Annotated in this window: 11 protein-coding genes and 1 pseudogene; 6 read left to right on the top strand and 6 right to left on the bottom strand. The window is 69.8% G+C overall.

From position 1 onward, the window contains the following. Window positions 1–59 precede the first annotated feature (59 nt). The gene (locus GON06_RS15040) at window positions 60–1,436 is read left to right on the top strand and encodes a sulfatase family protein (protein ID WP_332837605.1); all 1,377 of its coding nucleotides are present in this window, start codon (window positions 60–62) and stop codon (window positions 1,434–1,436) included. A gap of 12 nt (window positions 1,437–1,448) precedes the next feature. On the opposite strand, the gene GON06_RS15045 is transcribed toward GON06_RS15040, so the two are convergent. Then, window positions 1,449–2,822, bottom strand: coding sequence for a sulfatase family protein (locus tag GON06_RS15045; RefSeq protein ID WP_157313134.1), 1,374 nt, complete (start codon window positions 2,820–2,822; stop codon window positions 1,449–1,451). A gap of 95 nt (window positions 2,823–2,917) precedes the next feature. Here GON06_RS15045 and GON06_RS15050 point away from each other — a divergent pair, with 95 nt between their 5' ends. Beyond that, window positions 2,918–5,326, top strand: coding sequence for a polysaccharide lyase 8 family protein (locus GON06_RS15050; protein WP_157313135.1), 2,409 nt, complete (start codon window positions 2,918–2,920; stop codon window positions 5,324–5,326). Window positions 5,327–5,461: 135 nt separating this feature from the next. Here GON06_RS15050 and GON06_RS15055 read toward each other — a convergent pair whose 3' ends face one another. Next, a complete protein-coding gene (locus GON06_RS15055) occupies window positions 5,462–8,902 on the bottom strand; it encodes a bifunctional proline dehydrogenase/L-glutamate gamma-semialdehyde dehydrogenase (protein ID WP_157313136.1) in 3,441 nt (1,146 codons plus the stop codon). Window positions 8,903–9,061: 159 nt separating this feature from the next. Here GON06_RS15055 and GON06_RS15060 point away from each other — a divergent pair, with 159 nt between their 5' ends. After that, window positions 9,062–9,943 (top strand): LysR substrate-binding domain-containing protein, encoded by an 882-nt coding sequence (locus tag GON06_RS15060; RefSeq protein WP_157313137.1) that lies wholly within the window; start codon window positions 9,062–9,064, stop codon window positions 9,941–9,943. Between the two features lie 104 nt (window positions 9,944–10,047). Continuing rightward, on the top strand, window positions 10,048–11,793 hold the full coding sequence (locus GON06_RS15065) for a PHP domain-containing protein (protein ID WP_157313138.1): 1,746 nt from the start codon (window positions 10,048–10,050) through the stop codon (window positions 11,791–11,793). An 84-nt stretch (window positions 11,794–11,877) separates the two neighbouring features. On the opposite strand, the gene GON06_RS15070 is transcribed toward GON06_RS15065, so the two are convergent. Genes GON06_RS15070 through GON06_RS15085 form a run of 4 tightly spaced genes read right to left on the bottom strand, consistent with a single transcriptional unit; the run spans window position 11,878 to window position 15,508 of the window. Next, a complete protein-coding gene (locus GON06_RS15070) occupies window positions 11,878–12,819 on the bottom strand; it encodes a DNA-methyltransferase (protein WP_378734950.1) in 942 nt (313 codons plus the stop codon). Continuing rightward, window positions 12,816–13,865 carry a lipoate--protein ligase family protein gene (locus GON06_RS15075; RefSeq protein ID WP_157313139.1) on the bottom strand — a complete coding sequence of 350 codons (1,050 nt, stop codon included), beginning with the start codon at window positions 13,863–13,865 and terminating at the stop codon, window positions 12,816–12,818. The genes GON06_RS15070 and GON06_RS15075 overlap by 4 nt, the downstream gene beginning before the upstream one ends. Before the next feature lie 9 nt (window positions 13,866–13,874). Continuing rightward, window positions 13,875–14,741, bottom strand: coding sequence for an alpha/beta hydrolase (locus tag GON06_RS15080; protein ID WP_157313140.1), 867 nt, complete (start codon window positions 14,739–14,741; stop codon window positions 13,875–13,877). A 44-nt stretch (window positions 14,742–14,785) separates the two neighbouring features. Then, window positions 14,786–15,508: a copper homeostasis protein CutC gene (locus tag GON06_RS15085; protein ID WP_157313141.1), complete on the bottom strand. Its 723-nt coding sequence runs from the start codon at window positions 15,506–15,508 to the stop codon at window positions 14,786–14,788. Window positions 15,509–15,734: 226 nt separating this feature from the next. Between GON06_RS15085 and GON06_RS15090 the strand changes: the two genes are divergently transcribed. Both GON06_RS15090 and GON06_RS15095 read left to right on the top strand, forming a co-directional pair. Beyond that, window positions 15,735–17,192 carry a pectinesterase family protein gene (locus GON06_RS15090; RefSeq protein ID WP_198346720.1) on the top strand — a complete coding sequence of 486 codons (1,458 nt, stop codon included), beginning with the start codon at window positions 15,735–15,737 and terminating at the stop codon, window positions 17,190–17,192. Then, window positions 17,189–19,221: pseudogene (locus tag GON06_RS15095) on the top strand (pectinesterase family protein). The gene GON06_RS15090 and the pseudogene GON06_RS15095 overlap by 4 nt, the downstream one beginning before the upstream one ends. The last annotated feature ends 94 nt before the right edge of the window (window positions 19,222–19,315 follow it).

The following is a 19,315-nucleotide window of genomic DNA, read 5'->3' on the forward strand; positions in this document are numbered from 1 at the left end:
ATCGGCCGACCGCCGGCCGGTCCTACGCTGAACAGAAGCACCCGCACCCAGGAGGCCCCGTGACCCGCCCGAACATCCTGCTGATCGTCTCGGACGACCACGGCTACGCCGACCGCTCCGCGCACGACACTCCCGGTGTGAAGACGCCGGTGCTCGACCGGCTCGCTGCGGAGGGTGCCACCTGCACCGACGCCTATGTCACCGCGCCGATCTGCTCACCGTCGCGCGCGGGCATGATCACCGGGCAGTACCAGCAGCGCTGGGGCGGACTGTGGTTCGACTCCGCGCACATCGGCACCGCTCAGACGATCGCCGAGACGCTGCGCACGGCGGGCTATGTCACCGGATACTTCGGCAAGGTGCACTACGGCGACGAGACCTCCGCCGACCGCGGCGCTCCGCCGCATCACGGCTTCGAGAAGTCCTTCTACGGTCTGGCCGGACAGTCGATGGGGCGCCTGCACTACCGGCACCACTCCGCGTCGGCGGTCGAGGAGTACGGCGAGGCCGCGGGCCCGATGGGCGTTCAGCCGTTCTGGTCAGGAGAGGAACCCGCCGAGTTCGACGGCTTCACCACGGACGAGATCGCCGATCGCGCGATCGACTTCATCGGCGGTGCCGGTGACGAGCCGTACTTCGCGATGGTCGCGTTCAACGCCGTGCACAACTTCTGCTGGCAGCTGCCGGACGAGGAGCTGGCCGCCCGGGGTCTGCAGGGTTTCGAGGACTGGCATCCCGGGGCATCCGAGTATCTCGACTGGTACGACGGCGCGATCAGTCCGAACCTGCCGGACGGACGCGCCTACTACCTGGCCCAACTCGAACTGATGGACCGCGCGATCGGTCGACTGCTCGCGGCTGTCGAGGGCCAGGACACAATGGTCGTCTACCTCACCGACAACGGCGGATCGCAGTGCAACTACGGCGACAACGGCGACCTGCGCGGCACGAAGTACACGCTCTGGGAGGGCGGCATCCGCGTGCCGTTCCTGGTGCGGTGGCCCGGCGTCACCACGGCCGGCTCGGTGGTCTCGGATCCCGTCAGCGCGCTCGACCTCGCGGCGACGTTCGCCGCGGCGGCCGGGACCGAGCACGTCGGCGACGGGATCGATCTGCGGCGGCCCCTCGCGGACGCCGCGGGCGACGCCGACCGTGAACTGCGCTCTGCTCGTGAACTGCATTGGGACTGCGGATGGCAGTGGGCTGTGCGCCGCGGCGACTGGAAGCTGCTCTCGGTGTCGGGCGACGACCCCACGGCGCGGTACGTGGCCCGGACCGAGCACACCGAGACTGGGAACGGCCTGTTCCTCACCGATCTCACCGCCGACCGCGGCGAGGCGAGCAACCTCGCGGATGCCAGACCAGACCTCGTCCGCGAGCTGGCCGAAGCGCATGAGCGCTGGCGCGCCGAGGTCGGACTGCCGGCGCGGGACTGATCAGGTCGCCAGTCAGTCCCCGTACATCGCGGCGAGCGCGGCCCGGCCGGCCCAGGCATCGCCGCCGGCGGCCAGTTCGGCGAGCAGCGCCCTGGCCAGGTCCGCCGCCGCTGGGGCATCCGCGCTGCTGCGCATCTCGTAGGGATCCGCGACGAGGTCGAAGAACTCGACCGCGAGTCCGCGCTCGGGATGCCACGTGGCGATGAGTTTGCCGTCCGGGCCGCGCAGACCGCGCGCGCTGGACGGATCGCTGCGCGAGGCGTACCGGTAGTAGACGGCGGCTGCCGCCCCGCCGTCGACCTCCCCGCGCACGTGCGGCGAGCGATCCCTCCCGGGGAAGGCCCTGGCATCCGCACCGGCCAGTCCGAGGATCGTCGGGGCGAAGTCCAGCGAGGAGATCGTCGCGTGGCAGACGCCGGGCGGCACGATTCCCGGTGCATGCACGATCAACGGCAGCCGCACCGACTCCTCGTGGGCGACGTTCTTGTAGAGCAGACCGTGACTGCCCAGCTGCATACCGTGATCCGCGGTGAACAGCAGCACCGTGGGCCGGCCGGATGCCTCGACCGCGTCGGCCAGTCGTCCGATCTGCTCATCGACCCCGGTGATCGCGGCGAAATAGTCACGGGCGATCACCGCCGCCTCATCGGCGATCGCGGTTCCGTGCGGCACGTTCGGGCGCACCAGCAGCGCTTCCGCGGTGCGCCCCGCGTACAGCCGGCGGTAGCGCTCCGGCACCTGGTCGAACGGCTGATGCGGCGGGTTCAGCGACACCATGAGTGCAGAGGGCTCCTCGCCTTGCGACGCGAGGAACTCGAGCGCGACATCGACCTCGTGTTCCGCTGACCAGGCGTCCACGTCGATCCGCGCCTCGCGCCCGGCATCCGCCGTCCAGTAGTGCGGCGCGAGGTGCCGGTCGGCGGCGCCGTAGGAGTACCAGAAGTCGAAGCCGAACCGTCGTTCCGGAGGCGACCACGCGTCCCAGACCTTCCCGTCGTCTCGGCGCCCCTCCCCGAATCGCTCGTCGTCAGGCGCCGGCGGCTCGAGATGCCACTTGCCGATGTAACCGGTGCGATAGCCGGCATCCCGCAACACGCTCGCCCAGGTGGGCAGCCCGTCACGCAGGCCCACGCCGTCCTCCGCCGACTCGGAGTGCACGTTGAGGGTGACGCCGTTCTGCTCCGGGCGCAAGCCGGTGAGGAACATCGCCCGATGCGGGCTGCACACCGGATAAGAGCTGACCGCCTGGCTCATCACGCAGCCCGCGGCAGCGAGGCGGTCCAGGTGAGGGGTCGCGACCGGGTCACCGCCAGGCTCGATCGCCGCGGCGCGGAACTGGTCGGCCATCACGACCAGGATGTTCGGTCTCGCATCGGGTTCGTTCATCGCTGCCAGTCAACGGGCCGGGAACACGAGGAATCAACATTGATTCCTCGTCTCTCCTCCTTCTAGCGTCGCTGGCATCGACCGAAGGAGATCGTATGTTCACCCCCTCCCGCAGGAACGTGCTGCAGCTCGGCGGACTCGCCGCGGCGGCCGTTCTGCTCGCGCAGTCCGGCCCGCTGTCCGCCTCCGCCGCCGTCCGTCCGCTCGCCGTCGACGTGCCCGAGATCGAGGCGCTCCGCCTCCGCTGGGTCGAGACACTGACCGGGCGCAGCATCATCGCGGCGAACCCCGCGGCCTTCGTCAGCGTCATCGCCAGGCAGGACAGGGCGGCAGATGCTCTCCTGGCCAAGGTCAGCCCTACCGCCACCCGATTCTTCTCGGACCAGGACTGGGCCATCGGCGCCACCGACATCGCGAAGTCCAACGCGATGAGGATGAATTACGTCGGAATCCTCTCGCTCGCGACATCGTGGGCGACACCCGGATCGAAGCACGAGGGGTCTGCAACGGTGCGCGACGCCGCGCTGCGCGGCCTCGCGCACATGCACGAGAAGATCTACAACACCGGCACCACGTGGTGGGGCAACTGGTGGTCGTGGAACATCGGCGCGCCCCAGCCGCTCGCCAACACGATGGCGATCCTGCACGAGCACCTGTCCGCCGACGAGATCGACGCCTACTGCGGCGCGATCGATCACTTCCTCCCCGAGCGCGATCCTCGGCTGCAGCAGCATCCCACCGGCCCGAAGCCCTCCGACGGCGCCAACCGCGTCGACATCTGCCAGGGGATCATCGTCCGGTCGATCGTGCAGCCCGACGCCGACCTGCTGCACAGTGCGGTGACCGCCCTCAGTGACACCTGGCAGTACGTCACAGAGGGCAACGGGTTCTTCCGCGACGGCTCGTTCGTCCAGCACTCCACCATCGGCTACACCGGAACCTACGGGCTCGTGCTGCTGGGCGGCCTCGCGAAGCTCTTCGCGCTGCTGGCGGGCACCTCCTTCGATGTCACCGATCCCACCCGAAGCAACATCACCGGCGTCGTGGAGCGCTCGTTCGCCCCGCTGATGTACCGCGGTCAGATGATGGACGCCGTCCGGGGACGCGCGGTGTCCCGCTTCGCGGAGCGCAGTGTCACCGACGGCAACGACCTGATCGAGCACACACTGCGTCTGGCGCAGTCCGCCGACCCGATCACGGCTGCACGCTGGCGCGGGCTGTGCCGGCAGTGGATCGAGGGCAACACGGCTGCGAACATCACCGCGACCACCAGCATCGTGCGGCTGTCGCTGGTGACGGAACTGCTCGGCTCCGACGTGGCACCCGTCGCCGACCCCACCGGGCCGCGGTTCTTCCCCGCGATGGACCGGCTGGTGCACCGATCGGCCGACGGTTCCTGGGCGCTGTGCGTGGCGATGTGCTCGAACCGGATCGCCTGGCACGAGGGCACCGAGGCCGAGAACTTCACGAGCGTGAAGACCAGCCAGGGCATGACCTACCTGTACCTTCGCGACGACGACGACCACTTCGACGACGAGTTCTGGCCGACATCCGATCTCGCGGCCCCTCCCGGCACCACCGTGGATCTCACCCCGCTGCCGCGTAACCCGGAGGGCGAATGGGGTGAGCAGACGCCGGCGAACGAGTGGACGGGCGGCGTGACCTTCGAGGACACCGCCCTCGCGGCGATGCACCTCGTCGCGCCCGGCGGCACGGGTCTCGTCGCCCGCAAGGCGTGGTTCACCCTGCCCGACGGGATCGTCGCGCTCGGCACCGGAATCTCCACAGACAGCTCCGGTGAGGTGCGCACGGTCGTCGAGCACCGCAACCTCGGCAAGGCGGCGCGCACGCTCGTCGTCGACGGCGCCGAGATCGCCTCGGAGACGGCTGTGACGAACCCGCGATGGGCGCACCTGGACGGCACCGGCGGCTACGTCTTCCTCGATGACGCCCGTCTGGTCGCCGGCGTCGGCACCAGGGAGGGCAGCTGGCGGGGAATCAACACCGGCGCCGCCGCAGGCACCGAGGTCGTGCAGCGCCGCTCGTACGGCACTCTGCACATCTCGCACGGCACCGGCTCCGCGGCATCCGGAGGCTACGCCTATCTTGTGCTGCCCGGGGCGGATGCTGCGGCGACGCAGGAGGCAGCAGCTGCGCCGAAGGCCGAGGTGATCCGCAACGACGAGGTCGCCCAGGCGATCCGGCACTCGTCGTTCGTCACTGCCGCCGCGTTCTGGCGGGCGGGTTCCGCGGGCGATCTCACCGCCGACCGTGCCGCGTGCGTGATCGCGCGGAAGACACCCGGCATGGCGCGGATTTCGGTGAGTGACCCGACGCAGTCGGCGTCGACGCTGGTCGTCGATGTCGCGGGCACGGCCGTGTCACGGGTCAAGGGCGCGGATGCCGGACGGGTCTCGCTCGCCCGTCACGGCGACGGCGTACGCCTCACGCTCGACGTGTCCGGCTGCGCCGGCGAGACGCTCGCGTTCTCACTGCACTCCTGAACTCCCGCGGGATCCCTGCTGCGGTGGACTGACTACCTCGCCGGAGTCCGGCTCCCGCGGGCCGCGCACGCGCGCGCATACGACGTCGCCCCGGCATCCTGCGAAGGATGCCGGGGCGGCGTCGTGTGAGAGGGGTCAGCGCACAGGCTGCAGCACCGGCACGTCGTAGCGGTGCGGGGTGCCGAAGCGGTGCGCGGTGATCGACACGGCCTGCTCGCGCAGGAACGTGAGCAGCTCCACGCGACCGGCCGCGACGACCGGGTTCGCGTACAGCGCGAGGCTCGGCGAACCGTTCACGGCCGCAGCCGTCGAAGCCGCGGAGGCCCCGATCAGACGCACCCGGCCGTCGGTGGCCGCGAGGCGCTGCGCGTGCGCGGCCCATGCGGTGTCGTCCTCGTAGGCGACGACCACGTCGTGAGATCCGAGCCAGGTCGCCACTGCAGCCGGCAGCACCGAGGCGGTGCTCACGGTCACGCGCGAGCCGGCACGACGACCGGCGGCCGCGACGCGGAGCAGTTCCGCCACGCGGGAACCCTCGTAGCGCACCGTGACCGGTACGGCCTGGTACCGCAGCAGGTTCTGCTCCGTGGTCAGTCCGGTGGCGTCCCGCACCACGCCGAACTCCGACGCCCAAGCGTCGATGTCGGTGGCGAGCGCACCGCGCAGCCATGCCGCGTCCTCCCCGTTGACGAGGGCGACGGCCGACGAGCCGAGCTCATCGAGCGCGGTCGCGGACTCCACCGGGGCATCCGTCCACTCGGAGAGACCGACGAGGTAGTTCGGGCCACCGGCTTTGGAGCCGGCGCCGACGGCGGCCTTCTTCCAGCCGCCGAACGGCTGGCGCTGCACGATCGCACCGGTGGTGCCGCGGTTGACGTACACGTTGCCGGCCTCGATGCGGGCCAGCCACTGCTGCACCTCGTCCTCGTCGAGCGAGTGGATGCCGCTGGTCAGGCCGTAGTCGATGTCGTTGACGATGTCGATGGCCTCGTCGAGGCTGTCGGCGGTCATGATGCCGAGCACCGGGCCGAAGTACTCCACACGGTGGAACTCGGATCCGCGCTTCACACCGTCACGGATGCCGGGGCGCCAGAGCTGTCCGGCCTCGTCGAGCTTCTCGGGCTTGAGCATCCAGGACTCACCCGGGTGCAGCGTGGTGAGTGCGGAGAGCAGCTTGCCCTCGGCCGGGCCGATCAGCGGGCCGATGCGGTTCGAGCCGTCCACCGGCGAGCCCACGTCGTACGCGCTGACGGCGTCGACCAGCTGGCGGCGGAACCGCTCCGACTTGGCGGCGGAGCCCACGAGCACGACCAGCGAGGCGGCCGAGCACTTCTGACCGGCGTGACCGAACGCCGAGTAGGCGACGTCCTTCGCGGCGAGGTCGAGATCGGCCGACGGGGTGACGATGATGGCGTTCTTGCCGCTGGTCTCGGCGAGCAGCGGCAGGTCCTGGCGGAAGCCGCGGAACAGCTCGGCGGTCTCGAAGCCGCCGGTGAGGATGACGCGGCCGACGGCCGGGTCGCTCACCAGCTGGGTGCCCAGGTCGCGGCCGTCGAGCTGCACGTACTGCAGCACGTCGCGCGGCACGCCGGCCTCCCAGAGCGCCTCGATCATCACCGCACCGGAGCGGCGGGCCTGGCGTGCGGGCTTGATGATGACCGACGAACCGGTGGCCAGGGCCGAGAGGGTGGAACCAGCCGGGATCGCGACAGGGAAGTTCCACGGCGGGGTGACGACGGTGAGGCCGACCGCGTGCATCTCGGCACCGTCGACCGCCGCGAGGTGCTTGGCGCTCTCGGCGTAGTAGTGCGCGAAGTCGATCGCCTCGGAGACCTCGGGGTCGCCCTGCTCGATGACCTTGCCCGCCTCGGAGCCCATCACCTCGAGCAGGTCGGCACGACGCGCCTCGAGGATGTCGCCGGCCTTGTGCAGGATCGCCGCACGGCCCTCGGCGCCCAGTGCACGCCAGGCCTCACCGGCGGCGACGGCGGTCTGGATGCGCTCGGAGACCTGCTCGGAGGTCGACAGCGTGTTCGCGGCGACGGTCGCGTTGCCGAGCTCCGACTCGGCCATGCGGGCGCGGATGCCGTCAGCCCAGATGCGGTTCGCGGACAGCGACGGATCGGTGTCAGGGGTGTTCACGAAGCCGTCGGTCGGCGCCGGTGCGGCCGCCAGCTGGCGGTTCTGCACGCGGTTCGGACCGGGCACCTCGGTGGGCACGTCGCGGATGGATGCCAGGAAGCGCTCCTTCTCACGGTCGAACAGCGCAGGATCCTCGTCGAGGTCGAAGACCGCCGACATGAAGTTCTCCTGGCTCGCGCCCTCCTCGAGGCGGCGGATCAGGTAGGCGATCGCGACGTCGAACTCGTCCGGGTGCACGACCGGCGTGTAGAGCAGCAGCGAGCCGACGGTGCGCTTGATGACCTGTGCCTGAGCGGTGGCCATGCCGAGCAGCATCTCGAACTCGATGCCGCTCTCGACGCCGCGGCGCTTGGCGAGAAGCCAGGCCAGGGCGATGTCGAAGAGGTTGTGGCCGGCGACGCCGATGCGGACGTTGCCGACGTGGTCGGGTCGCAGCGCGTACTCCAGGACGGCCTTGTACGACGCATCCGACTGCTGCTTGGTCGACCAGGTCGCCAGCTCCCAGCCGTGCGACTCGGCGTCGACGGTCTCCATCGGCAGGTTGGCGCCCTTGACGACGCGCACCTTGATCGGCGCCCCGCCGTCGGCCACGCGGGCCGCGGCCCACTCCTGCAGGCGCATCATGGCGCCGAGGGCGTCGGGCAGGTAGGCCTGCAGCACGATGCCGGCCTCGAGGTTCTTGAACTGCGGACGGTCGAGGATGCCGGTGAACACCGCGATCGTCAGATCGAGGTCCTTGTACTCCTCCATGTCCAGGTTGATGAACTTGTCGCCCTTGACAGCGATGTCGTACAGCGGCAGCAGCGCCTCGGATGCGTCGGCGACGGCGTGGTCGAACGCCCAGGGGCTGTGCGGGGCGACGGTCGAGGAGACCTTGATCGAGACGTAGTCGACGTCGTCGCGCTGCAGCAGACGGCGGGTGCCCTCCAGACGGCGCACGGCCTCGTCCCGACCGAGGATCGCCTCGCCGAGCAGGTTGACGTTGAGCTTCACGCCCTGCGTGTCGCGGATGTGCTTGATCGCGGCGCCGAGTTTCTCGTCGCGCGCGTCCACGATGAGGTGACGCACCATCTGGCGCAGCACGGCCCGGGCCGACGGCACCACGATGCCGGGCAGCATGGTCGCGGTCGCGCCACCCAGCCCGATCGCGCCGCGCATCACGCCGGGCAGGAACTTCGGAGTCAGCGGCACGAGCTCCTTGAGCTTCTGGGCGGCGACCTTGGTGTCCTCGGGGCGCACGACGCCGTCGACGAAGCCGACGGTGAAGTCGAGGCCGTTGGGGTCGCGCAGTACGCCGGCGAGGCGCTCGCCGGCGGCATCCGTCGGCACCTCACGACTCTCGACGAGCCACTGGCGCACCAGCGCGACGGCGTCGTCGGCGAGGTCCGAGAGGTCGGAGACGGATGTTTCGGCAGCGGGCACAGGGGTGGTCATGATCTCAGTGTGCGCTCTTCGACTGTCTATGAAAAGCGACCGTTTCCGATGGATAATGTTCGAGATAAACGATGCTTCTCGGGCTCCGGTCTCAACGGATGCGGGTTCGGCGGCGGAGACACCCGCAACGAGTGAGACCGGAGCAGGGAAGGGGTCACCATGTTCGAGCTGCGCAGGCTGCGGATGCTGCACGAGCTGGCGCTGCGCGGCACGATCGCAGAGGTGGCCGCGTCGCTGTCGTACAGCCCCTCGACCGTCTCGCAGCAGCTGTCCTTGCTGGAGAAGGAGGCGGGTGCCGCCCTGCTCGAGCCGGACGGCCGACGGGTGCGGCTCACCCCCGCCGGGCGGATGCTCGCCGAGCACGCCGCCCGTGCGCTGGAGCTCGACGAGGCGGCCCGCGCCGCGTTGAACACCGACCTGCAGGCCCTCGAACCGGTGCGGATCGCGGCCATGCCGACCGCGGCCGAGACGATCGTCCCCGCTGCGCTCACGATCCTCGCCGAGCGGATGCCGCAGCTGCGCGTCGAGCTCGCCGAGCTGCCCCCGGAGGAGAGCCTGTTCGAGCTGGCCGCCCGGCGGTTCGACCTGGTGATCGCCGAGCAGTACCCCGGCCACACCCGAGAGCGCCATGACGGCGTCGATCACGATCTGCTCGGCGAGGATCCGATCCGCATCGCGATGCCACCGTCCGAGAAGCCCGCGCCGCTGCGCGCCCTGCACGACCGCGCCTGGGTCATGGAACCCGCCGGCACCGCCGTGCGGCAGTGGGCGGTGCAGCAGTGCCGGGCCGCAGGCTTCGAGCCGGACGTGCGCTTCGAGGCCGATGACCTCACCGCGCACGTGCGGCTGGTCGAGGCCGGTCATGCCGTGGCGATGCTCCCCGATCTGATCTGGGGGTCGTCGCAGCCCACCACGACCCTGGCGGATCTTCCAGGGCATCCGGTGCGCGAGGTGTTCACGGCAGTGCGCACCGCCGCGCGCGACGACGACCGCATACGCGTCGTCCGCGACGCCCTCGCAGAGGCGTTCGCCGCGCGCTGACCCGCACACGCGTGCCAAAAGCACGGTCAGGACATCCGATGTTTCCTTGCCGTCCATCCGGCGTGCCTACAGTCCGGAGGAGCCCCGAACTCCGAAGGAAACCCATGTGCGACCACGACGCCCCCTGCGCCCATCCGATCGACGCCGACGCCGAGCTGCGCCGGCTCGGCTTTTCACGCCGTGACATGCTCCGCGCCGCCGGCATCGCCCTCGCCGCCGGCGGACTGTCCGTGTACGCCGGCCAGGCGGGTTCGGCGACGGCGAGCACCTTCGCGGGCCGACCCTCGGGGGATCCGGAGCTGTCCTGGCTGGTCGGTGACCACCACGTGCACACGCAGTTCAGCCACGATGCGAAGTACCGGATCGCTCAGCAGCTCGACGCAGCCCAGCACTACGGCGTGGACTGGGTCGCGATCACCGAGCACAGCAACTTCGCGCACGCCGACCGCGGGCTCCCCGCCGAGCGGGAGCAGCTCCAGCGCGAGCGCGACTCGCGGGACCTGCTGATCTTCCAAGGACTGGAGTGGTACATCCCCGCGGCCGAGCACGCCACGGTCCTCGTCGCGCCCGGCCCCGGCGACATCCGCACCCTACGCGCGTTCGAGCTGGCCTTCGATGGAAAGCTCAACGGCTGGGAGCGTCCAGCCGACGCCGCGCAGGCGGCCGAGTACGAGCGGCGCGCCACGGAGGCGATCGCCTGGCTCGGCGCGCAGAGGCGCGCGGGCGCGATCGGCGACGCCGTCGTCCTGGCCAATCACCCGATGCGCCTGGGTATCGATTCGCCGCACGAGCTGCGAGCCTGGCGCGACGCGGATCCGCAGATCATGATCGGCATGGAGGGCGCCCCCGGCGCTCAGGGCTCGCCGGTCGGCACCTACGGCGGGCCAGGCGATCAGCGCGGTGAGTACGTCAACGCCCCGCGCCCGGACAGCTGGTCCGGGTATCCGGCCGATGCCTACCGCGTCTACGGCGGCTTCGACTGGGTGACGGCCACGGTGGGCGGGGTCTGGGACTCCATGCTCGCCGAGGGCAAGCCGTTCTGGATCACCTCGAACTCTGACAACCACCTCACCGTCAGGGACACCTGGAAGACCGGTGCCTACCCGGCCGGTGAGCCCTACGACAGCCTGCCGAACGAGTTCGATCGCTGGGCCGTGCGCGGACAGCGCCCCGACCCGGTGGACACCGGAGTGCCGCAGGGCGGGAGCGACTTCTGGCCTGGCCAGTTCTCCCGGCTGCACACCGGCGTCGTTTCGCGCTCCTATGCGGGCGTGCTCGAGGCGATGCGTCGCGGGCGCATGTGGGTCGACCACGGACATCTGCTCAGCGGCTTCGACGTGCGGGCACGGGCGACCATGCCCGGCAAGGGCAACGGCCGCGGCAACGGCGCGGGCGGAGGCTGGGGCAACTCCTCCGGCGAGGCCATCACTCTCGGCGGTCGCCTGACCGCTCGCCGCGGGCAGAACGTCGTGGTGACGATCACCGTTACGACGACCGGATACGTCAACGCCGCCGGCATCCGCCCCGAACTCGCCCACGTCGACCTGATCGCGGGCCCGGTCACGGGCCCGACGGCGGATGCCGATGCCGTGCGAGCCCCCGGGACGCGTGTGGTGCGGCAGTTCGACACGACCGGCACTCGCGGCACGTTCACGCTGACGCACGTGTTCGAGAAGGTCGACCGGCCGTTCTACGTGCGCTTCCGCGGCAGCGACGGCAACCGCAACGGTGCCGGTTATCACGGCGCGGCCGTCGACCCGTCGGGTCCGCTGCGCCACGGCGACACCGACGCCGACCCGTGGAAGGACACCTGGTTCTACGCGAACCCGATCTTCGTCGACGTGCGCTGACGGCCACTGGGGTATCGAGCAGTTCCTGGCGCCGCTGCGGCCCTCCGCTTCTCGGTCAGGACCCGCGAAGCGAGACGAAGAGCGTCAGACGGTGCGGACCTCCGCGTGCGGCATCCGCTCGCGCATGACGCGGATCGCCTCGGGGTTGCAGTCGACGAGCACTGCCGAGCGCCCGAGAGAGGATGCCACGGCACCGGTCGTCCCCGACCCGGCGAACAGGTCGAGCACCCGGTCCCCCGGCCTGCTGGACGCCTGCACGATGCGGCGCAGCACGCCCTCGGGCTTCTGCGTCGGGTAGCCGGTCTTCTCCCGGCCGGTGGTCGGCACGATCGTGTGCCACCAGACATCCGTGGGCAGCTTGCCGCGGGCCGCCTTCTCCGGGGTGACCAGGCCCGGCGCCATGTACGGCTCGCGGTCCACGGCCTCCGAATCGAAGAAGTGCCCGCCGGGCGTCTTCGCGTAGACCAGGATCGTGTCGTGCTTGGTCGGCCAGCGCCGGCGCGACTTCGCGCCGTAGTCGTAGGCCCAGATCAGCTCGTTCAGGAAGGCGTCGCGCCCGAACACGGCGTCCAGCATGACCTTCGCGTAGTGCGCCTCGCGGTAGTCCAGATGCAGGTAGAGCGTGCCGTCGTCGGCGAGCAGCCGCCACGCCTCCTGCAGCCGCGGCATCAGGAAGTCGCCGTAGTCGTCGAAGCTGTCGTCGTAGGCGTGCAGCATGCTGCGCACCTTCTCGTAGCGGTGGCCGTGGAAGCCACGACTGATCTCGGCGCGCGGAGCGGATGCGGCATCCGTCTCCTCCTCGTCCGCTGAGCGCGTCGCGACGACGCGCTCGCGCGTCTGCGCGCGGCCGGTGTTGAACGGCGGGTCGAGGTAGATCAGCGTGAACGAGCCGGATGCCAGAGACTCGGCGACCGCGAGATTGTCGCCCTCGATGATCTCGACCGGTCCGGGCGTTTCGTCTCGCTCCGCGGATCCTGAGCGAGGAGCGGAGCGACGAGACGAAGGGCGCTCAACGTGCGGCGTCACGGCACCCGATGCAGCCACGCGTCGGTGGAGAACTTCGACTCCACGAGCGCCTCGGCGTCGGCGTACTCCTCCGGCGTGATGCTGCCGTCCTCGGCGCCGGTCAGCGAGCGGAAGGTGTCCTTGAAGCGCTCGATGATCTCGGCGCGGGGCAGGCCGGTCTGGCTGCGCAGCGGATCGACGCGCTTGGCGGCCGAGGTGGTGCCCTTGTCACTGAGCTTCTCCCGGCCGATGCGCAGCACCTCGGTCATCATCTGGCCGTCGATGTCGTACGACAGCGTCGCGTGGTGCAGCACGCCGCCGTTGGCGAGGCGCTTCTGCGCCGCGCCGCCGATCTTTCCGGTCGGCGAGGCGATGTCGTTCAGCGGCTGGTAGGTCGCGTCGATGCCGAGCGACCGCAGCGCCTGCAGCACCCAGTCGTCGAGGAACGCGTACGAATCGGCGAACGTCATGCCCTGCACGAGGGATGCCGGCACGTAGAGCGAGTAGGTGATGATCTGGCCCGAGCCCATCAGCATCGCCCCGCCGCCGGAGATGCGGCGCACGACGTCGAACCCGTGCCGGGCGGCGCCCTCGGGGTCGACCTCGTTGCGGTACGACTGGAACGACCCGATCACGACGGCGGACTCGTCCCATTCCCAGATGCGCAGCGTGGGCTTGCGGCGGCCCTCGCCGACGCGGCCGGTGAGCACCTCGTCGAGCGCGAGGTTCATCCGCGGCGACACGGCCTTCTCATGCACGATCTCCCAGTCGAAGTCGCGCCAGCCGGGCGCGGTGACGAGGGCGCGGCGGACTGCGGTGCCGACCGCCTCGGGCGAGAAGCCCAGCAGCTGAGCCCCGACGGGCAGGGCGCCGCGGACCGCGGCGGCGATGGTGGAGGCATCCGCCTCGACCGGCATCCCCTCGACGGCGGCGTTGATGTCGTCGAGAGCGGTGTCGGGCTCGAGGAAGAAGTCGCCGGCGAGGCGGAAGTCGCGGATCACGTCATCGCGCACCTCGAGGTCGACGACGACCAGCTTTCCCCCGGGGACCTTGTACTCACCGTGCATGGTCCCAGCCTACTGAGCGCGCGGGAAGTGCTTCTCGAGCCAGGCGAGCACGTCGGCGCGGGCCTGCTCCTGATCGAGGTCGTTGAAGATCTCGTGCCTGCCGTCGGGGTAGACCAGCGTCGTGACATCCGTCAGCCCGGACCGCTTCCGGTAGCCGTCCGCCAGCTTGTGCACGCTGTGCGGCCCGCCGACCGGGTCGTCGCGACCGACCATCAGCAGCACCGGCATGTCGTGCCCCAGATCCTTGCCCGGCCTGCCGTACAGCCGCGCCGCGTCGACGAATCCGAACAGCTTCAGCAGCGGAACCTCGGTGGTGAGCGGGTCGTCGTGGAAGTCGCGCCACACCTCCGGGTCGCGCGAGAGCCACTCCAGTCCGTCGGCGTCCGGCCCGTTCCACTTCGCGTTCAGCGGGAGTGCGTTCAGGTCGAGCGGCGTGAGGTGCGCGGAGCCGCTGAGGATCACCGCGTCATAGGCCTCGGGGTGCGCGTTCAGCAGCTTCTGCGAGAGGAAGGACCCCCAGGAGTGGCCGAGCAGCACGAGCGGGAGATCCGGATGCTCCGCCTTGATGATCCCGGTCAGCTGCCAGAGCGCGTCGACGGCGGCCCGCATCCCGCCCTTGCCGAGGCGACCCAGCTTGGCCGGGCCGCCCCATTGCCGGATACCGGTGCGCCCGTGCCCGCGGTGGTCGTCGGCGTAGACGTGGAATCCGGCGCCGGTGAGCGCCTCGATCAGGCCGCCGTAGCGACCGGCGTGCTCGCCGACCCCGTGCAGCAGCTGCACGACACCCCGCGCGACACCCTGCGCCTGGTACACGTCATAGACGATCGCGATGCCGTCACCGTCGATGAACTCCGTCGTCCTCGCCTCAACTGCCATGCCGAAGAGTCTACGGATGCCGGCACGCCCTTCGTCGAAGGGCGTCAGAGGCCGAGCGCGCGCACGATGGCCAGAGCGGCCTGCGGATCGGTGACCTCGTGGCCGCCGTCGTCGGAGGCCCCCAGCTTCACGTCGTCGTTCGCGAACACCGTCCTCTTCGCCGAGAAGTGCACGGCGTCCACACCCGTCCGGGCGATCTCGACGACGTTGGTCGCGTCGATGCCGCCTCCGGCCATGATCTGGATGCCGCCGGCCGCCTCGGCGACCAGGTCGCCGAGCAGGTCGACGCCGTCGATCGCGGCAGATCGGCCGCCCGAGGTGAGCACGCGACGCACGCCGAGCTCCCGCGCGACACGCAGGCTCTCCAGCGGGTCGGGGGTCACGTCGATCACGCGATGCAGGGTGACGGAGGCGCCGCCTGCGGCATCCGCCAGTCGCGCGACCGCGTCTCGGTCGAGAGCGCCGTCAGCTGCCTGGCATCCGATCACGACGCCCGCGGCGCCGGCCGCGATCGCGTGCCGGACATCGTGCGTCATCAGGGCGACCTCGTCACGGTCGTAGCGGAATCCCCCGGCGCGAGGGCGCACCAGCACATGCACCTCGACCTCGCCGGCTGCTTCCTCGACAGCGCGATCGAGGGTCGCGGGCGAGGGGGTGAGGCCGCCCAGCGCGAGCGCCTGCGTGAGCTCGACGCGCGCGGCGCCGATCTCACGCGCGATGCGCACTCCGGCGGTGTCCTGGACGGCGAGTTCGAGCGCGATCGACATGCTCACCATTCTGCTCCACACACAACGACGCGACCGACCTCGGGGAACGCTTCCCCATATTCGTTGACAGGTGCAACATTTCCTGGTTAGGTTTCGGAAACCGGTTCCCCATCTACCGGTCACATCTGCGAGAGGAACGACGATGTCCTTGATGCCCACTCACTCCGGCGCGCCCACTCTGCCGGAATCTCCCCCTCGATCTCATCGCGGGCGCCGCGTTGCGGCGATGGCCGTTCTCGGCGCTCCACTGCTGATCCTCGGCACCCTGGCGCCGACAGCAACCGCCGCAGACTCCACCGCTGCGGACGCCACCGACGGCGCCGCGCTGCTGCGGCAGATCCGTGTGGCGACGACCACCACCGCCGACGGTCCGGTCTGGTCTCCGACCGCGACCGGCTTCGCATCCGTCCCCACCGCCACGCTGCCCAACGGCACCACCGGCGGCGCAGGCGGCGATCTGGTGACGGTGGACGAACGCGACGAGCTCGCCGCGGCCGCGGCATCCGCCGATCCGTTGACGATCCTCGTCGACGGAAGCATCGACGTCGGCGACGGCAGCATGATCACCGTCGCCGCGAACAAGACGATCATCGGCGGCGCAGCGGGCGGCGAGATCGTGAACGGCGGCCTCTACGTCAACCGCGTCTCGAACGTGATCATACGCAACCTCACCTTCCGAGACTCGTTCATCGGCGCGGACTGGGACGGCAAGTCGCCCGAGAACGACAACGACGGCATCCGCATCGACACCTCGGATCACGTCTGGGTCGACCACAACGAGTTCACCCGCCTCGGCGACGGCCAGCTCGATGTGCGCAAAGACTCCACCGCCGTCACGGCATCGTGGAACTACTTCCGTGACCACAACAAGACGCTCGGCGTCGGCTGGACCGACAACGTGGTGACCACGCTGACTCTGCACCACAACCGGTTCTCGAACGTGCACCAGCGCAACGGCAGCCTCGACAACGTCGCCGCAGGCCACGTGTACAACAACTGGCTGTCCGGAGTGAGCTCGTACGGCATGAACTCCCGGGGTGAGGAGACGCAGCTAGTCGTCGAGGGCAACGTGTTCGAGCACGCACGCAACCCGCTGATCGGCACCGGCTCGGTGTTTCAAAAGGACAACATCTTCGAGGATGTCTGGGGCGAAGCTCCCCGCGACACCGGCCCGACATTCGACCCGGCCTCCTACTACGCCTACAGCGCCGACGCTGCTTCCGATGTGCGCAAGCTGCTGCGGAAGGATGCCGGACCGGCCATCCGCATCGCCGACGACGCCGAGCGTCGGGTGACGGTCGCCCAGGACGGAACCGGCGACTACCGATCGATCCATGCGGCTGTCGGCGCCGCATCCCGTTCCACGCACACGGTCGAGATCGTGGTGCAGCCGGGCACTTACCGCGAAGTCGTCTCGATCTGGCCGGACGCCGATCGCCTGACCATCCGCGGCGCCACCGGCGACCCGGCCGACGTCGTGATCACCTACGACAAGTCGAGCAGCGAATGGCCGACCGTCAACGTGTTCGCCGACGACGTGACCCTGCAGAGCATCACGCTCGAGAACCCGCTCGCCGTCGACCCGCCCAAGCAGGCACTGGCCCTGCGGGATGCCGGCGCCGGCACGAACCTCGAGAACGTCGTGGTGCACGGCGACACCCTCGTCGAAGGAGAAGACCGATGAAGACCCGCACCCTGACCCGCGCCACCGTCCTCGCCGGCGCACCACTGCTGGCGCTGACCCTGCTGAACGCTCCCGCGCATGCCGACGAACTGCCGGAGTCCGTTGACGGGGCCGGCCTGCTGGCTCGCATCGAGGCGCCAACCACGAAAACTGCCGACGGTCCGGTGTGGTCGCCGACCGCCACCGGATTCGCCGCGACGCCGACCGCTGAGCTGCCCGAGGGCACCACCGGCGGCGCGGACGGCCGCCTGGTCGTCGCGGACGACGCGGCCGAGCTCGCCGAGTACGCCGCACTCGAGGAGCCGCTGACGATCCTCGTCAAGGGCAGCCTCGATGTGGAACCGTTCGGCTCGCAGATCAGGGTCGCCTCCGACAAGACCATCGCGGGGGCCGGCCGAGATGCCGAGCTCGTCGGGGGCGGGCTGTTCCTCGACAAGGTGTCCAACGTGATCGTGCGCAACCTCACGTTCCGCGACTCCTATGTTCCCGGCGACTGGGACGGCAAGAGCGAGGACAACGACAACGACGGCATCCGCGTCGACACCTCGGATCACGTGTGGATCGATCACAACGAATTCACCCGCCTCGGCGATGGTCTGGTCGATGTGCGCAAGGACTCCACGGCGGTGACGCTCTCGTGGAACCACTTCCACGACCACAACAAGACGGTGGGCGTCGGCTGGACCAAGAACGTCGTGACCACCATCACAATGCACCACAACCACTTCGCGAACACCTACCAGCGCAACGCCAGCATCGACAACGTCGCCGCCGGCCACCTGTACAACAACTGGTTCGAGGGACAGGCGCACTACGGCACGATGTCGCGCGGCGCCGCACAGCTGGTGATCGAGTCAAGCGTGTATGAGAACGGCGAGGACGCCATCGTCGCGAAGGATCCGGAGTCGCGGGTCGAGTCCCGCGGCAACACCTTCACGAACATCCGCGGACGCAAGGACAGCACCGGGACGACATTCGACCCCAGGGCGTTCTACTCCTACACCCCGGATGCCACCGGCGACGTCATCGCGATCCTGGACAGCGGCAGCGGCCCGCTCGGAAAGGAGGAGACGGTCGGCAAGCAGGTCACCGTCGCGCTCGACGGCACGGGCGACTACGCCAGCGTCGTCGCCGCCGTCGGGGCGGCGACTCGTGCGAAGCATCCGGTCGAGATCATCGTCTCGCCCGGGGTGTATCGCGAGATCGTGCGCGTTTGGCCGGATGCCGACGGCGTGACCATCCGTAGCTCCACCGGCAACGCGGCGGATGTGGTGATCACCTACGACCTCGCCGCCGGACAGGCGAAGTTCTACGGCGGAACGTGGGGCCACACCGGTTCGCCCGTGCTGTCGGTGCTCGCAGACGACGTCACGCTGCGCGACATCACGATCGAGAACGCGTACGACGAGGCTGTCAACGGCAGCAGCCAGGCGCTGGCGTTGCGTACGCGGCCGACCGCACCGTCCTCGATGGTGTGCGGCTGCTCGGAAACCAGGACACGTACTTGGTCGACCCGATATCGAAGACCCAGCAGTCGCGGGTCTGGATGACCGACTCGTACGTCGCCGGTGACGTCGACTTCATCTACGGCGGCGGAACGCTCGTCGTCGAGAACTCGGAGATCCACTCCCTCGACCGGGCATCCACCACCAACAACGGCTATGTCGCCGCTCCCGCGACCGTACCCGGCGGCAAGGGGTTCCTCTTCGTCGATTCTGTGTTCACCTCGGATGCCGCGGCCGGGACCGTCTCGCTCGGCCGCCCGTGGCACCCGAGCAGCAACCCGAACGTCGACCCTCGGATGGTGGTTCGCGACTCGGAACTCGGAGCGCACGTGCGCACGCCCGCCTGGTCGGACATGAGCGGGTGGCGCTGGCAGGAGGACTTCTTCCGCGAGTATCGCAACACCGGCGCGGGCGCGGCCATCGGGGAGGATGCCGGCCGCCCGCAGCTGACCGACGAAGAATCGAGGGCGCACACCCGCGAGGCCTACCTCTCGGGCGCAGACGGCTGGACTCCCTGGAGCTGAGCAGCACGATAGACGCTCGGCACTCAGAGCGGGCGTCGGCGGGGCGGAGGTGGGAACGCTCTCATCAATCGTTGGAAACCTCACGGTTGTCGCC

Source organism: Microbacterium sp. MAH-37 (genome assembly GCF_009758255.1).
In the GTDB taxonomy this organism is placed as follows: Bacteria; Actinomycetota; Actinomycetes; order Actinomycetales; family Microbacteriaceae; genus Microbacterium.

Coding starts and splice junctions, on each gene's coding strand:
- GON06_RS15045 (WP_157313134.1), bottom strand. CDS start 2,822: ATGAACGAACCCGATGCGAGACCGAACATCCTGGTCGTGATGGCCGAC.
- GON06_RS15050 (WP_157313135.1), top strand. CDS start 2,918: ATGTTCACCCCCTCCCGCAGGAACGTGCTGCAGCTCGGCGGACTCGCC.
- GON06_RS15055 (WP_157313136.1), bottom strand. CDS start 8,902: ATGACCACCCCTGTGCCCGCTGCCGAAACATCCGTCTCCGACCTCTCG.
- GON06_RS15060 (WP_157313137.1), top strand. CDS start 9,062: ATGTTCGAGCTGCGCAGGCTGCGGATGCTGCACGAGCTGGCGCTGCGC.
- GON06_RS15065 (WP_157313138.1), top strand. CDS start 10,048: ATGTGCGACCACGACGCCCCCTGCGCCCATCCGATCGACGCCGACGCC.
- GON06_RS15075 (WP_157313139.1), bottom strand. CDS start 13,865: ATGCACGGTGAGTACAAGGTCCCCGGGGGAAAGCTGGTCGTCGTCGAC.
- GON06_RS15080 (WP_157313140.1), bottom strand. CDS start 14,741: ATGGCAGTTGAGGCGAGGACGACGGAGTTCATCGACGGTGACGGCATC.
- GON06_RS15085 (WP_157313141.1), bottom strand. CDS start 15,508: ATGTCGATCGCGCTCGAACTCGCCGTCCAGGACACCGCCGGAGTGCGC.
- GON06_RS15090 (WP_198346720.1), top strand. CDS start 15,735: ATGGCCGTTCTCGGCGCTCCACTGCTGATCCTCGGCACCCTGGCGCCG.